Annotated in this window: 13 protein-coding genes; 8 read left to right on the plus strand and 5 right to left on the minus strand. The window is 60.7% G+C overall.

What is annotated here, in order from left to right:
• The first annotated feature begins 91 nt into the window (after positions 1 to 91).
• The 3 genes from TK06_RS30535 to TK06_RS04165 all read left to right on the plus strand — a co-directional run bounded on the left by TK06_RS30535 (position 92) and on the right by TK06_RS04165 (position 2,664).
• Positions 92 to 436, plus strand: coding sequence for an SDR family NAD(P)-dependent oxidoreductase (locus tag TK06_RS30535; protein ID WP_238992583.1), 345 nt, complete (start codon positions 92 to 94; stop codon positions 434 to 436).
• Positions 433 to 1,419, plus strand: coding sequence for an MDR family oxidoreductase (locus TK06_RS04155; RefSeq protein WP_063320956.1), 987 nt, complete (start codon positions 433 to 435; stop codon positions 1,417 to 1,419). The genes TK06_RS30535 and TK06_RS04155 overlap by 4 nt, the downstream gene beginning before the upstream one ends.
• Positions 1,420 to 1,956: 537 nt before the next feature.
• Positions 1,957 to 2,664, plus strand: a complete 708-nt coding sequence (locus tag TK06_RS04165) for a haloacid dehalogenase type II (RefSeq protein WP_063320958.1) — start codon at positions 1,957 to 1,959, stop codon at positions 2,662 to 2,664.
• On the opposite strand, the gene TK06_RS04170 is transcribed toward TK06_RS04165, so the two are convergent.
• The 3 genes from TK06_RS04170 to TK06_RS04180 all read right to left on the minus strand — a co-directional run bounded on the left by TK06_RS04170 (position 2,661) and on the right by TK06_RS04180 (position 6,180).
• Entirely contained in the window at positions 2,661 to 4,418 is a 1,758-nt protein-coding gene (locus TK06_RS04170) for an HAD-IIB family hydrolase (RefSeq protein ID WP_343226759.1), read from the minus strand. The two genes, TK06_RS04165 and TK06_RS04170, sit on opposite strands and share 4 nt — an antisense overlap.
• Positions 4,419 to 4,508: 90 nt before the next feature.
• Entirely contained in the window at positions 4,509 to 5,501 is a 993-nt protein-coding gene (locus TK06_RS04175; protein WP_063320959.1) for a ribose-phosphate diphosphokinase, read from the minus strand.
• Positions 5,502 to 5,613: 112 nt separating this feature from the next.
• Complete coding sequence (locus TK06_RS04180; RefSeq protein ID WP_063320960.1) at positions 5,614 to 6,180, minus strand: phosphoribosyltransferase family protein; 567 nt, start codon at positions 6,178 to 6,180, stop codon at positions 5,614 to 5,616.
• Between the two features lie 311 nt (positions 6,181 to 6,491).
• Between TK06_RS04180 and TK06_RS04185 the strand changes: the two genes are divergently transcribed.
• From TK06_RS04185 to TK06_RS04195, 3 genes are read left to right on the plus strand one after another with little or no spacing between them, the layout of a single operon-like run.
• Positions 6,492 to 7,382: a universal stress protein gene (locus tag TK06_RS04185; protein ID WP_063320961.1), complete on the plus strand. Its 891-nt coding sequence runs from the start codon at positions 6,492 to 6,494 to the stop codon at positions 7,380 to 7,382.
• A 52-nt stretch (positions 7,383 to 7,434) separates the two neighbouring features.
• Positions 7,435 to 8,139 carry a phosphoribosyltransferase gene (locus tag TK06_RS04190; RefSeq protein ID WP_063320962.1) on the plus strand — a complete coding sequence of 235 codons (705 nt, stop codon included), beginning with the start codon at positions 7,435 to 7,437 and terminating at the stop codon, positions 8,137 to 8,139.
• On the plus strand, positions 8,132 to 8,827 hold the full coding sequence (locus TK06_RS04195; RefSeq protein WP_063320963.1) for a dienelactone hydrolase family protein: 696 nt from the start codon (positions 8,132 to 8,134) through the stop codon (positions 8,825 to 8,827). Before TK06_RS04190 ends, TK06_RS04195 begins: the two co-directional genes overlap by 8 nt.
• Here the strand turns inward: TK06_RS04195 and TK06_RS04200 are convergent.
• Positions 8,809 to 10,176, minus strand: a complete 1,368-nt coding sequence (locus TK06_RS04200; protein WP_063320964.1) for an erythromycin esterase family protein — start codon at positions 10,174 to 10,176, stop codon at positions 8,809 to 8,811. The two genes, TK06_RS04195 and TK06_RS04200, sit on opposite strands and share 19 nt — an antisense overlap.
• A gap of 232 nt (positions 10,177 to 10,408) precedes the next feature.
• On the opposite strand from TK06_RS04200, the gene TK06_RS32540 reads away from it, so the two are divergent.
• Positions 10,409 to 10,576: a hypothetical protein gene (locus tag TK06_RS32540; RefSeq protein ID WP_161951724.1), complete on the plus strand. Its 168-nt coding sequence runs from the start codon at positions 10,409 to 10,411 to the stop codon at positions 10,574 to 10,576.
• Positions 10,577 to 10,668: 92 nt separating this feature from the next.
• Here the strand turns inward: TK06_RS32540 and TK06_RS04205 are convergent, their stop codons facing one another.
• Complete coding sequence (locus TK06_RS04205; RefSeq protein ID WP_063320965.1) at positions 10,669 to 11,316, minus strand: BON domain-containing protein; 648 nt, start codon at positions 11,314 to 11,316, stop codon at positions 10,669 to 10,671.
• A gap of 227 nt (positions 11,317 to 11,543) precedes the next feature.
• On the opposite strand from TK06_RS04205, the gene TK06_RS04210 reads away from it, so the two are divergent.
• Complete coding sequence (locus TK06_RS04210) at positions 11,544 to 13,826, plus strand: heavy metal translocating P-type ATPase (protein ID WP_063320966.1); 2,283 nt, start codon at positions 11,544 to 11,546, stop codon at positions 13,824 to 13,826.
• Positions 13,827 to 13,851 lie beyond the last annotated feature (25 nt).

Consider the following 13,851-nt stretch of genomic DNA (forward strand, 5'->3'; position numbering starts at 1 on the left):
AATCAGTTCATTGATTTCATGAGCGCTGATCTATTTAAGCGCCGGGAGAAACGCTGGCCGCATCATCAACATCGGCTCTATCCTTGGTGTCGTGCCGGTTCCTTATGCTGCCCTCTATTCAGCCAGCAAGCATGCGGTGGGAGGTTATTCTCAAGCGCTGGATCCCGAATTGCGTACACACGGCATCAGGGGCACGGTCGTCGAGCCCGGCTATACCAAGACTCGATTTGAGAGCAACACCCTCCAACCCCACGCTAGACTCGACGTGTACGAAGACGTTCGGGTAAAAGTGACGAAAGTGGTGAGCCAGGCCATGGCTCCGGCGCACTTGCTGGACACGGGCATTCGCAGAGCGCTGCAGCTCGAACCAGATGGCCTGCTCAGGCACGCTGACAGCGATGACCATCCGTTTGAACGAACAGGACAAAAACCATGACCTTCAAAGCGCTGCTCACGACCAAAACCGGCGAAGCGATCTCGACCCAGCTGGTTGACTTCAAGGACGAGGACCTGATGCCCGGTGATGTCACTGTCGCGATCGAGTTCTCGACCGTGAACTACAAGGACGCCATGGCCCTCAGCGGACGCTCCCCCGTCATTCGCCAGTTTCCGCTGATTCCGGGCATCGACTTCGCCGGTATCGTCGAGACGTCCAGCCACCCGGGGTTCGAGGCCAGCGACCGTGTGCTGGTCAACGGCTGGGGGCTGAGCCAGACCCACCACGGGGGCTTTGCGCAGAAGGCGCGGGTGAGCGGTGACTGGCTGGTAAAGATCCCGGAAGTATTCTCGACCCAGGCGGCCATGGCCATCGGCACCGCGGGCTACACGGCGATGCTCAGCGTCCTGGCATTGGAGCATGGCGGGCTGACCCCTGATCGAGGCGATATCCTGGTCACCGGCGCCAGCGGTGGCGCCGGCTCGGTGGCTATCGCACTGCTGTCGGGCCTGGGTTATCGAGTGATCGCCTCGACCGGACGACTAGAGGAGGGTGACTACCTGCGCGACCTTGGTGCGACGCAGGTTATCGACCGCAACACCTTGTCGCAGCCGGGCGCACCGATCGCCAAGGAACGCTGGGCTGGCGTCATTGATTCGGTGGGCAGTCACACCCTGGCCAATGCTTTGGCACAGACCCAATATCGCGGTGTTGTCGCTGCCTTCGGCCTGGCTCAGGGCGCGGATCTGCCTGGCTCGGTGCTGCCCTTCATCCTGCGCAACGTGACCCTGGCCGGTATCGATTCGGTCAACGCTCCGCAAGCGGTGCGCCTGCAGGCATGGTCGCGACTCGCCCAGGACCTTGATTTGAGCAAGCTGACCCGCACCACCCAGATGGTTGGCTTGGCAGAGGTGCCGGCCGTTGCCGCTCGGGTACTGGAAGGCAAGGTGCGCGGGCGCACTGTCGTGGACGTGAATGCATGAGCAACCACTTGTGGACCACCACGTGGATGTCACGCTCGCGCAGGTATCGGGTCAGCACAGTGCGGTCGGCGTCGCTCCAGTCGATGTCCTGTTGGACGAACCAGCCGTCGACAAAGGCGCCGAATTCGCCGCACAGCTAGATGAACTCATTGGCCAGCGACAGCACGCGTAGGTCCGGGTTTCTATGCGTTATCGGTCTGGTCGATGGTGATCGGTGTCGTGGCTGACCAGATCGTCTCCACGCTCCAGACCCAGCAGGATCCCACGACGTTTATCTAGGGCCTGTCCGACACGTTGTCGGCTCGCACCTGACTCAGGTCTCATCCCCGCAGCGCTGCTGGTTGGCGTGTTCCTCGCGGCGCGACTGCGCAAGGCGGCGCCGCAGCGGTATTGGGTGCTGGGTAGTCACAAGCTATAGGAGCGGCGCAGTATCGATGACGCATGAAAAGGATAAGGCTAAGCTCATTGGATTCCCGCGTTCCAGAGCCCCGGCGGCCGGTGTGCCAGGCTGGACCTAAATAGCAGAGGAGTCTTGCGATGGCGCTTGCACGAGCGTTGGCATTCGATGTGTTCGGTACGGTGGTTGACTGGCATTCAGGCATCGCACGTGAGGCGAGTCCATTCGTGTCGACCTACCTGCCCGCTGTCAGTCCCGCGGAATTCGCCATGCAATGGCGCCGGTTGTATGCGCCAGCGTTGCGCGATTGCATCAAGGGGCATGGAGGCTTTGTTGTCCTGGACACATTGCACTACGAGACGCTGGTCCAGTTGTTGACGGCTTATGGCCTGGAAGTCGACCAGGTTGACTCCGGGGTATTGCACACGCTTGCCCATGCCTGGCGTCGCCTGGACCCTTGGCCTGACGTGGCCGAGGGCCTGGCCCTGCTGCGTCGGCGCTTTACGGTGGTGACCTTGTCCAATGCCAATGTGGCCTTGATGATCGCTATGAACCGCTACAACGGTTTGCAATGGGACGCGCTACTGGGAGCGGAGTTCGCGCAAACCTACAAACCGGATCCTGCGGCGTACCTGTCCACGGCCAGGGCATTGGACATCAAGCCCGCTGAACTCTGCCTGGTGGCCTGCCACCACAGCGATCTTGCGGCAGCCAGGGATTGCGGCCTGATGACGGCCTATATCGACCGGCCCATGGAGTATGGCGGAGCGCCCGCACCCGATGCAGCCCAAGCCCAGGATTGGGATTGGCAGGCCGATGGTTTCATCGATCTTGAACATAAGCTCTAGTTGCTTGAGGGGCTGCTCAAGCGGAATCGGGAGCAGCGCGCGCTTGAGCCTGGATGCGAACGACATGACCCCCCTAAAGGTGGTAGCGCGATTGCACCCATTGTTGGATTTGTTCCAACGCTTTGCTGGGGGGCCAGGGAGCTGTCCGTTTCAATGAGGCGTGTCTTATTGGCAAGCACATCGTCCCGGATCACATGACGGAACCAGTTGGAAAAATCGCCGGCCTTCATATGTTCGCCAAGGGCCAGATCTGTCAGTTGCATCGAGAGGGACAAAAACTCTGTCAGGTTCGCGGCACTTTTGCCTAAGGCAGGAAAGTGAAACGCATGCCATGGGCCTACATTTCCCGAGACGTACTTGCCGCTGTGACGATGGTGCTTCTGGTCTGGCTGGACCTGGTCGAGCAACATCACTTGTTCGCCTTCTCGTATATTCCACAGGCAGGCATGTTCAAGGCCTGGTGGGCGCTCTGGAAAGGCGGGCCTGCTTTGCTGTATGCGGTAGGCGAACTGTTCGACCAGTTCCCGGGCAGTGCTGCCGAACGTTACCAGCACGTCAGCCTCCTCAAGCAGCGCCGGGCATACCTGATCGAAGTTCAGGGCAACGATGATTGCCCCCACGTTTCCGAGAAAGCCGGGTGGCCAACTGGCACAGTGGGGAAGCATGTAGTGGGCTTCGTCCACGATCAGCCAATAGGGGCGGCCCGAAACGTTGCGAAGATGATGGATTGCGGGCAATAGCTCGCCAAACAGTTGCACACGCGCCGCCGGATCCAGGGCCAGGGCGCTGACCACAACGTTAAGCCGCGCCTGTAGAAGCAGTTGCACCGACTCCTCGGTCGTCGGGGGTACAGTCAGGCCACCCACCGTTACCGCGTCGTCAAGGGTCAGATAGTCGCCTTCCGGATCAATGATGCAGAAATCCTGGCGAGCCTGGACCATTCGTTCTGTCAGCCAGGTAATGAAACTGGATTTGCCGGAGCCCGAATTGCCAACGACCAGCAACACCGACTCCGCAGGCAGCCAGGCTTTGTTCGCATCAACGGTCTGGCCCAACAGGATCCCGGTGCGCTCGATGGACACCAACGCGGCGTCTTTTTCCAACAGCATCTCCACCAGCTCGCAGACCCCGCGGCCATGGTCCTGGCTGAGGCACACGTCTGCGCTGGACTTTATCGACGCAATGGCATTGTTCACGGCCGCGGCGCAGCCACAGATCGATAAAAAAGCGTGGTCGTTTTCCGCATCACCCACGCCCACCACGTTGAGCTCGCAGATCCCCAGTCTTCGCAGGGCAGCACTCAGGCCTGACGCTTTGTTCACACAAGGGGGCAAGATCATGATCGCATCCTTGTTGAACGTCATCTGCCACTCCAGGCCAAGCTCGCGGATGCTGCTGAGCACCGTGTTTTCAAACAGACGCCACGTGGCGATGACTGATCGGCCGATCGACAACGGCGAGACCCCCTTGTCACGTAGGCTGGCAACCAGTTCGGTCGAAGCCGGATCGGCGATGAGTTCCTCGGTGTCGGTGATAGGGTCGTACAACAGCGCGCCGTTTTCGACGATCACCAGGTCAAACAGATCAAGGTTTGGAAACTGGTGCTTGAGCGCTTGCAGTTCCCGGCCGGTCACCAGCAGTAACTTGCGGCCGCTCTCTTTGAGGCGCGTGAGCGCTGCACAGACCTGCGGCGGGACATTGCCGTTTTCGGCAATGGTCCCGTCAAAATCCATTGCCAAGGCTAAGAAGTGCATACTCTCTCCAGGCTCGGTTTAATCGGATTTCGTCCAGCCAGGACTCTGCTCGCGAACCAGAGAATGAAATCATTCCTGTTCTGCATGTTGTCACCGATGCAGCGACAGGCCAGGCATGCCGTTCCCTGCAAATGCGCCATTTTCCGCCAGGAACGTCGCGATCAGGCCGGTGCTGTCGAGCACTTGCAAGTGTTGCGTGACGCAGTCGGGCGGCAGGCGAAACGGCGCAACGGTGTCTGTAATCGCGATGCGTTCAAAGATCGGCGGGTCGAACAGTTGACTGCCAGTGGTAAACAAACCATGGGTGGCTGCGGCGAACAAACGTGTGGCGCCGGCCTTCTGACAAGCCAGGCCTGCACGTTTGAGCGTGTCCCCGGTGCTGATCAGGTCATCGAAAACAATGGCGGTCTTGCCGGCAACATCGCCAAGCAGCAGGCTGCCCGTGAGCGTGTTCTGGGTACGGTGCTTTTCCATCAAGGCGCTGCCGACCGTACGTCCCAGTTGCCACTCCAGGGCCTGGCGAAAGTGTTCGGCGCGCTTGGTCCCCCCTGAGTCTGGAGACACTACCACCACGGCGGCGTCGCCGACTTGTGTGGCGAAATGCTCGGCGAACAATTGCGCGCACTGAAGGTTCCATGCAGGCAGGCGAAAGGCGTTATCGAACGCGGCTGGATTGTGCACGTCCAGGGTCAGCAGGCGATCGACGCCACTGGCTTCGAAAAACGACGCCACGTAGCGAGTGATGGTCGGGTCTTGAGGCTGGCTGCGGCGGTCCTTGCGCCCGTAGCAGAGGTAAGGGCAAACCACCTGCACCTGGCGTGCGCCGGCATCCTTGAGGGCGCCGCAAAAAAACAGCAGGCGACACAGTTTATCGTTGGCGCTCTGCCGGCCATCGCCATACAAGGAATGGAAGACTACGACCTCGCGCCCGTTTACCGGATCCAACGGGCGGCATTTGTGTTCGCCGTCTTCATAGTCACGTTCCTCATGGCGGGCCAACGGACAGCCAAGCCGATGAGCCACGCGAGCGGCATAGTGTTCGCAACCTTGCAGGGCAAAAAGAAGCGGGGGCAGGGTGAGCATGCAAGACTCCTCTGAGGCTGCCGGCAAGGCGCCTCATTTCAGTGGCACGTATCCCTGTGCATTTTTGCCATTGCGAGCCAGCCTGGCCCGCCGGTCTTGATCGAGCGCATCCTCAACGGGCCGCGCCATGGCGCACCACTTCAATGCAATACTCCTCTTCGAAGGGCGGCACGTGGCATTCGACGATGTCATCGGCGGCGACCTGCAAATGTATGCCAACGATGTTGGCCCGAATCGGTTGCTGGCAGATATGCCGGTCCACCAGTACGGCGGTATGGACGCGACGAGCCCCCAGTTGCGCCAGGTACGCGCAAGTGCGCAAGAGCGAATGACCTTCGAAGAGCACATCGTCGACCACCAGCAAGGTGGTATTGGCCAGGTCGAGACCGCCCAGGGCCGGGTTTTCGGTCAATTGGGTGTAGGTATGCAGCACTTGCAGGTCGTCGGCGTAGCGCTTGACCCGCAGAGGGTAAAGGGGCAATTGCGGCTGGCCGGTCCGATGCGCAATGTACTCGCGCAACCGTTGAGCCAGCGGTTCGCCCCGGCGCTGGATACCAATCAGTGCTGCGTGGGTCGGGGGCAGGAGGGGCGCGGCCTTGCGCGCCATTACCTGCAGCACGTCATCCAGCTCGTTGCTGTCATACAGGCGCACTCGCTGACTGGCCAATAGGATCGTCATCGCCTTTCTCCTGTCCGTAAAACCGTGGGTTATGTACCCAAGGTAATCCGGTGGCCACTGACAAGATTGACATTGATCAATCGCGGTCCAAACAAAGGCCGGTGATTGACGAGGGCGAACCGCCAACCCGTCCCGACACGCATGCGTCGTTGAATGCCTGGTCGACGAAAGTAATTGATATATGTCAACGCCACGGTTGCCCTGACAGAGGATGGTGAATCTACAACAAAGGTGCCCGTTGCAGCGGCAGATACGACAGTGGCCCGCGGTGGCAGGCAGTGACAAACGTGCAAGCTCCATGGAGTCCGATCATGAGCCAATATCAACGGTTATTGCTGATCATCAACCCGGCCCTGCGCCACTCCCATGCCCTGGGACACGCTGCGGCCCTGGCCAAGGCCTGCGGTGCGAGCCTGCACGTCGCCGCCTTGATCCCTTCCTGGAAACTGTTGTCACTGCTCGAAGAAGGCGACCGGGAACAGGCGCGCGAAGGCTACCTGCAAGACCATCGCGATTGGCTCAAGAGCCAGGCGAATCACCTGCGCGGCAGAGGCATCGACGTGACGACGGAGGTGACCTGGGCTGATGACATGCAGCAAGACATTCTCGATCACGTCGCCGAGATGCAGCCAGACCTGCTGATCAAGCAGGTGCAGCACGAGTCAGCGTTCAAGCGGGCTTTTTTCACCCCCCTGGACTGGCGCTTGCTGCGCCATTGCCCGGTACCGGTGTACCTGATGGGAGAAAGCGACCGTCCTTTGCCCCGCAAGGTCGTGGCGGCGGTCGATGCGTCCAGTACCCTGGCGCAGGACAACGAGCTCAATGAACGGATCATCCAGCAGGCATGCGGACTCGCCATCCAATGCGATGCCGAGTTGCACTTGCTGTACGCCTGCGACATCTCGATGGTGTACATGGGCGATATGGGCGGCGGCGGTCTGGCGCTCTCGGACCTTGGCGAGCAGTTGCGCAAAGAACATGAAAAGTCCTTTTTCGATCTGGCTGACCGATATGGCGTGGCCGCTGACCGACGTCACTTCATTGAAGGACACCCTGTCGCGGTGCTGAATGCGTTCGCCGATGAGCAGCATATGGATGTGATTGTGATGGGCAGGGTCCAGTCCCATGGCCTGGAAAAGCTTTTGGGTAGCACGACCGAACATACCCTGTACCAGGTAACTTGCAGCATCCTGGCCATCTAGCGCGATCAGGATCGTCCATAACGAAGCGACATCATTGCCTCAGGAGGTTCCCATGATTCAGAGCCCCTCATTGCAAACCACTTTGCCGAACCGCGCCGAGGCCGGTCGGCGACTGGTGGAGCCCTTGCTCAAATACGCCAACCGGCCTGACGCTGTCATCCTGGCCTTGCCCCGTGGCGGCGTCCCGGTGGCTTATGAAGTGGCGACGGCCCTGAACGTTCGCCTGGACCTGATGCTGGTGCGCAAGCTTGGTGTCCCGTCGCACCCGGAGTTTGCCATGGGCGCCATTGCCAGCGCAGGCATACAAATCCTCAACGACGAGGCGCTGCGGGTGCACCCGATCGACCGCGCCAGTTTCGAGGCCGTCGTCGCCCGGGAAACGCAGGAATTGTTGCGGCGCGAACAGGTGTATCGGGGTAATCGCCCGCCGTTGCAGCTCAAGGACCAGGTCGTGATCCTGATCGACGATGGCCTGGCAACTGGGTCCTCCATGATGGCCGCGGTCCATGCGGTACGCCTGCAGTCCCCGGCGCGCATTGTTGTCGCGGTGCCGGTTGCTCCCCTGGAAACGGTCGAGGCGTTGCGCAGTGAAGTGAATGAAGTGATTTGCCCGCTCATTCCCGAGTGGATGATGTCGATCGGTTATTGGTATTTGGATTTTGCCCAGACGTCGGACGCAGAAGTCATTGAGCTCATGCGCCAGGCCTGGCAGCGGGAAGCGGCGAGCGGTTGCGCGACGGAGCATCCTGATGCTTGAACCTCAATCTCGATCCATCGACCTGCCAGGCGTCGAGTTATCGGCCGACTTGCGTTTGCCGGTGAACACCCGCGCCCTGGTGATCTTCGTCCATGGCAGCGGCAGTGGTCGTACCAGCCCACGCAATCAATACGTGGCCGATGTCCTGGCCCGTCGTGGCCTGGGGTCGCTGTTGTTCGACCTGCTCACCGGACCGGAGCAGCGCATGGACAATCTGACCGGGGAGTTGCGTTTCGATATTCCCTTGTTGGCCAAGCGCCTGATCCAGGTGATTGACTGGGCCCGCCGCGACCCTGAACTGCGCGCGCTGCGGATCGGTCTGTTTGGCGCCAGCACTGGTGCAGCTGCGGCGCTGGTGGCGGCTGCCGAGCGCGCGGATGCGGTCGCGGCAGTGGTCAGCCGGGGAGGGCGAACCGACCTGGCGGGGCCGGCGTTGGTCAGGGTGGAGGCGCCGACCTTGCAGATTGTCGGTGCACAAGACCCACTGGTGTTGGGTTTGAATGACCAGATTCGCCGGGTCCTTCGGTGTGAGCAGGCATTGGAAGTCGTGGCGGGTGCCACGCATCTTTTCGAAGAGCCCGGCACCTTGGAGGAAGTCGCCAGGCTTACCGGCGACTGGTTTGAGAAATACCTGCTGGTTTCCAAGCCCACAACAAATTGCCTACCTCCTCATACGCCAAACGGATAGGTTTCGTCCTCCGGTTCCAGTTGCTGGTTTTGCGGCAGGGGCAGCGCCGTGACCGGCCTGGTTTGCTCGAACCAGATCATGGCATCGAATTGTTCGGTCAGTACCGACTCGAAGTAGTGACTGAAACGCTCGCTCTCGGGGCGGTAAATCACCCCGATGGCCCGTTCCAGCAAAGGGGTGGACAACACGCGTCGCAGTTCTTTTCGCTGCGGATCTCGCCAATCGGTCAGGGACGCCGCAACCCCGGCTTTGAGGAACTGATGTTCCCAGCTGTCCGGTCGGGAAGGGCGAATGTCCTTGATCCGCATCTCTCCGTCCCAGTCATCGGCGGCAGCCACCTGGCCTCTGTCGGTAGCCATGCCGATCAAGACGGCGTCGCGCCCATAGGTGCTACGGCACAGTTGGCCGATGTTGAACTGCCCCTTCCAACCCATTTCCGTGGCGCCTGCATTGCCGATATGGGAGTTGTGCGCCCAAACCACCGCCTTGGCGTGCGGCCCCCGATGTTCGAGTAAGGCACGCAACGTCTCGAACATGTGTCGGTCCCGCAGGTTCCAGGAGAGCGCCGATCCTCGATAAACCGCGCGGTAATACTGTTCCGCCGCCACCACCACCTTGGCGTTCTGCGTCGCGTTGAAGAACGCTTCGTCGTCGCGGATGAGCCCGGCCAATTGCTCGGCCAGCATGACGTTGAGCTGCTCGACCACCGCTTGTTCGCAGGGCATCACACCGTCGCGCTCGACAAAATGACCATACAACGCGGGATCATCCTGCCACGGAGTCAAGCAACCATAGCGTCGCCGGGCTTCATGGGCCAGGTGTGGGTCGACCCGTTCCAAATAGCCCAGGACTTCATGAATGGAATTGCGCAGGCTGTAGACGTCCAGGCCACGGAACTCGACTCGTTGTTCGGCAGCCAGCGGATGATTGTGTCCATGCAGCCAACGGGTGAAAGCCTTGACTTCGCTGTTGCGCCACATCCAGGTCGGGAACCTGCTGAAGATGTGGCGTTTCCACGCCGAATGCGCCAGCCCCCGGACGTACTGGTCGACATGACCGGCATCCGGCCAGTCGGCTTCAACCGCCACGATATTGAATCCGTGACGCTCGATCAGCCGTTGGGTAATCGCCGCCCTGGCTAGATAGAATTCGTGGGTTCCATGGCTCGCCTCGCCGATCAACACCACGCGCGCGTCGGCGTAGCGATCGAACAGTTCGGCAAAGCCCGGTGAGTCCAGGTCCGGCAGTGGTTCTGCGTATTGACGCAGCAAAGGGGCGATGTGGGCTCTATCAACGTGATATTGCCGGCCGTAGAGCTTTTCCATCAGTTTTTGCGAAGGTGAGTTCATGAACGTCATCCCTCAAAAGTTGAGCCACTGGTGGCCGTATGACGTTTATGTCCATCCGACGCCGCACCGCCCGGAATCATTGCGCAGGTTCTCGACACGGTGCGTTAACGCTTCGAACCTGCTGCCTTCGCCTGTTTAATTACTCCTACACCGTGCTGCCGGGGATGGGTTGAGGTTAATCAATAAAGGCTCGAATCCTCCAAGAAAGGATAAACCTCTATGCAAGCAACCCATGAGCAGCCGTACCACTGCTCATGGCGCGATCCTTCAGGCGGGTCTGATCTACATCAAGGTCGAGGAAGTGGGATCGGCGATGCTGGTGCCATCCACCCCACTGCGTCGGGATTGCGCCATGCCCCACCCGGACGGAACGCCGCTATCGCCATGGCCTTGCACGTGAGCTGCTATCAAGCCTGCGCACGATTGGAGGCACGAACCGATCCTGAAGCGTTGCATGCCTCGGAGAAAGCGCGTCTCGAGCAGGCCATTGATTCAGGCGATCAGCAAATGATCCTCCACCGTGTTGACCCCCGGCACAGACCACGCGGCCCGTTCCGCGATCTGGCGTTCACGCCACAGATGCACTCTGCCTTCAAGCTTGACCACGCTGCCTTCAACCTTGATTTGAATCGCCTTGGCGTCGATTTCGGCATTGCGTTTAAGCGCTTCTTCGATGCGTCGCTGGATATCGGCCACGGCGACCCGGGGACGAAGCGTGAGCCGGTTGTCCACGCCGACCACCCCCGAAAGTTTGCGTACGGCCCGTTCTGCCGTTTCCTTCTGGTACTGCCAGTCCACCTGGCCTTCCAGGCTGATCCAGCCGTTCTCCACAATCACCTTGACGGCGCCTATTGGAAGATCGGAACTCCAATCAATGATGTGCAGCGCACGAGTGGCGATGGCGTCATCCGTTGTGCCGGCATCCTTGTGCAGTCTTACCTGCAGTTCTTCGGCCACTGCGCGCACACCCTTCACCGCCTTGACGGCACGTTCGGCGCTGATTTTCTGGGCGTAGTCGCTGACGTGGCCAGTCAGGGTGACAACCCCTTTGTGTACGGCAACGCCAATGTCGGCAGCATCGATGTCGGGCTGGAATTCAAGCTCTTCCAGGATAGTGTTACGCAGGCTCAGATCACTCATGACGATGTCCTCTGAAGAAGGGGCAGGATTTGCCCGCTCCCCTTTTTTTACCCTTGGGCAGCGTCAGCACATTGAGTTAGGTCAAGTAGATCGCAGTGCTCGTTGGCCGTTGATCGACAGGTAAGGGCCATGCCCCGAGGGGCAACGACACAGAGGCGGTTCAAGCCCTGAGCGCGCTGCCAAGATCCGCGCAGCGAGGCAGGCCAAGCGTTTATGAGGGACTTTTTATGCTCGATAAATGGCTGGATCCCGTTCTCTTGCTGCTCACCGCACTGACGCTGGTGGCAGGGGCCGTTGCGCATGTCGCACAGCAACCAGAGTGGGCATCGATAGGCTGGGCGGCGGGCAGCCTGGTGATGGCTGGGGTCCTGCTGGTTGAAATCCTGAAGCGCCTGTCCCGGGGCGAGGGTGGTGTCGACCTGATCGCCCTGCTGTCGATCACCGCCGCTCTGATCTTTGGGCAGGCCCTGGTGGCAGCGCTAATTGCCTTGATGCTGGCGAGCGGCCGGATCCTGGAGTTTTTCACCCGCCAACGTGCCGAGCGGGAGCTCAGGGCGCTCATTGATCGGGCGCCACGTTTTGCGTGGGTGCAGGAGGAGGGCGGCCTACGCAAAATCCCTGTTGAGCAGGTCCAGCCCGAGCAAACATTACTGGTGCGGCTGGGGGAAGTGATTCCGGTTGATGGTCGCTTGCTGAGCCCTGTGGCCATTCTCGACGAATCGGCGCTCAGCGGCGAATCGTTACCCCTGACACGCCGGGAAGGTGAGCAACTGTCCAGCGGGGTTTCCAATGTCGGTGCCTCCATCCTGCTCATCGCCACCAGCACGGCGGCGCAAAGCACCTACGCCGGGATCGTGCGCCTGGCCGAGGCGGCACGCCGTTCGCGGGCGCCTTTCGTACGCCTGGCTGACCGTTATGCGCTGTTCTTCATCCCCTTGACGTTGCTGATGGCGGCCGCGGCTTGGTACATGAGTGGCGATGCCTTGCGGGCACTGGCGGTGCTGGTGGTGGCCACGCCGTGCCCTTTGATACTGGCGGTGCCGATTGCCATCATGTCCGGTATCTCGCGGGCGGCGCGGCGTGGGATTCTGGTCAAGGATGGCGTGACCCTGGAAGCGCTGGCCGGCATTAAACAGGTATTCCTCGACAAGACCGGCACCTTGACCAGCGGGCATGCCCGCTTGCAGTCGATCGAGACGAACGGCCCCATCGATCCGCAACGCCTGCTTGGCCTGGCCGCTTCACTCGCCCAGGCTTCGACACACCCCATCTCCCAGGCCATCGTCGACGCGGCGCATCAGCGCAAACTACTGCTGTACGTTCCGCAAGGGGTAGAGGAGAGTCCTGGTGCAGGGCTATCTGGGCAGGTCGACGGTGTACAGGTGCGTTTTGGCACATTGTCGTTTGCCAATCACGATGCGCCCGTGAGCGACTGGGCCACCACCATGCTGCGCCACATGGATTACCAGGCATGCAGCGCAAGCTTCGTCGCAGTGGACGGCGAGCTCGCTGGCCTGCTGGTTTTCCTGGACACCGTTCGGCGCGAAACCCCGCAAACCCTGCGTCGACTACGCAGTAGAGGGATTGAACGGATCGTCATGCTCACCGGGGATCGCCTGGAAACTGCCGAGATGATTGCCCTGTCCGCCGGGATAGATGAACTGCGTGCCGGGTTGAGTCCCGAGGATAAAGTGCAGGCTGTACAGCAGGGTTGCCTGCACGCCAGCACATTGATGGTCGGTGATGGCATCAACGACGCCCCCGCGCTGGCGGCGGCCAACGTCGGCGTGGCGATGGGGGCCAGCGGTGTCACCGCTTCTGCGCAAGCGGCGGGCGTTGTGCTGCTGGTTGATCGCCTCGATCGCCTGGTCGAGGCATTGGACATCGCCCGGCGAACCCGCTTTATCGCCCGGCAAGGCGTCCTGGTGGGGATGGGAATGTCATTGCTGGCCATGGCGCTGGCGGCCCTCGGTTATCTACCGCCGTTGATTGGCGCCGTGGTGCAGGAGGGCATTGACGTGGTGATCATCGTTAACGCCTTGCGCGCCTTGGGGCCGCTGCGGGCGCTGGGGAAAAGAAAGCTGACCGCTGAGTATATTGATCACCTGCAAGCTGAACACCAGCAACTCTCTGCTCTAACGAGCGATCTGCACCGACTGGCCAATGACTTTGCCCAGCGACCACCTGAGCAGGCACGGGCTGACCTGGCGGAATTGGTCAACTATCTGCAGACCTCACTGGCGCAGCATGAGCGCGAAGATGAGCGCACGTTGTATCCACTGCTGATGCGAAACTTGGCCGGTGAGGACCCGCTATCGGCCATGAGCCACGTCCACAGGGAGATTTTTCGCCTGATCCATTTGCTGGCGCGCATGAACGACGACTTCAGTTGCGCCCCCGCCACGGCAACTGCCGATGAGATCCAGCACCAACTGATCCGCCTGGACACCTTGGTGCAACTGCATTTTGAACAGGAGGAAGAACTGTTTCGCTATCTGGATGGGCGCTAGCGATTGAAGCCGGGCAAAAAGACCG

Source organism: Pseudomonas fluorescens (assembly GCF_001623525.1).
GTDB lineage: Bacteria > Pseudomonadota > Gammaproteobacteria > Pseudomonadales > Pseudomonadaceae > Aquipseudomonas > Aquipseudomonas fluorescens_Q.

Excerpts from the sequence above, each read along its gene's own strand:
- TK06_RS04155 (WP_063320956.1), top strand. The coding sequence starts at position 433 with ATGACCTTCAAAGCGCTGCTCACGACCAAAACCGGCGAAGCGATCTCG.
- TK06_RS04165 (WP_063320958.1), top strand. The coding sequence starts at position 1,957 with ATGGCGCTTGCACGAGCGTTGGCATTCGATGTGTTCGGTACGGTGGTT.
- TK06_RS04170 (WP_343226759.1), bottom strand. The coding sequence starts at position 4,418 with ATGCACTTCTTAGCCTTGGCAATGGATTTTGACGGGACCATTGCCGAA.
- TK06_RS04175 (WP_063320959.1), bottom strand. The coding sequence starts at position 5,501 with ATGCTCACCCTGCCCCCGCTTCTTTTTGCCCTGCAAGGTTGCGAACAC.
- TK06_RS04180 (WP_063320960.1), bottom strand. The coding sequence starts at position 6,180 with ATGACGATCCTATTGGCCAGTCAGCGAGTGCGCCTGTATGACAGCAAC.
- TK06_RS04185 (WP_063320961.1), top strand. The coding sequence starts at position 6,492 with ATGAGCCAATATCAACGGTTATTGCTGATCATCAACCCGGCCCTGCGC.
- TK06_RS04190 (WP_063320962.1), top strand. The coding sequence starts at position 7,435 with ATGATTCAGAGCCCCTCATTGCAAACCACTTTGCCGAACCGCGCCGAG.
- TK06_RS04195 (WP_063320963.1), top strand. The coding sequence starts at position 8,132 with ATGCTTGAACCTCAATCTCGATCCATCGACCTGCCAGGCGTCGAGTTA.
- TK06_RS04200 (WP_063320964.1), bottom strand. The coding sequence starts at position 10,176 with ATGAACTCACCTTCGCAAAAACTGATGGAAAAGCTCTACGGCCGGCAA.
- TK06_RS32540 (WP_161951724.1), top strand. The coding sequence starts at position 10,409 with ATGAGCAGCCGTACCACTGCTCATGGCGCGATCCTTCAGGCGGGTCTG.
- TK06_RS04205 (WP_063320965.1), bottom strand. The coding sequence starts at position 11,316 with ATGAGTGATCTGAGCCTGCGTAACACTATCCTGGAAGAGCTTGAATTC.
- TK06_RS04210 (WP_063320966.1), top strand. The coding sequence starts at position 11,544 with ATGCTCGATAAATGGCTGGATCCCGTTCTCTTGCTGCTCACCGCACTG.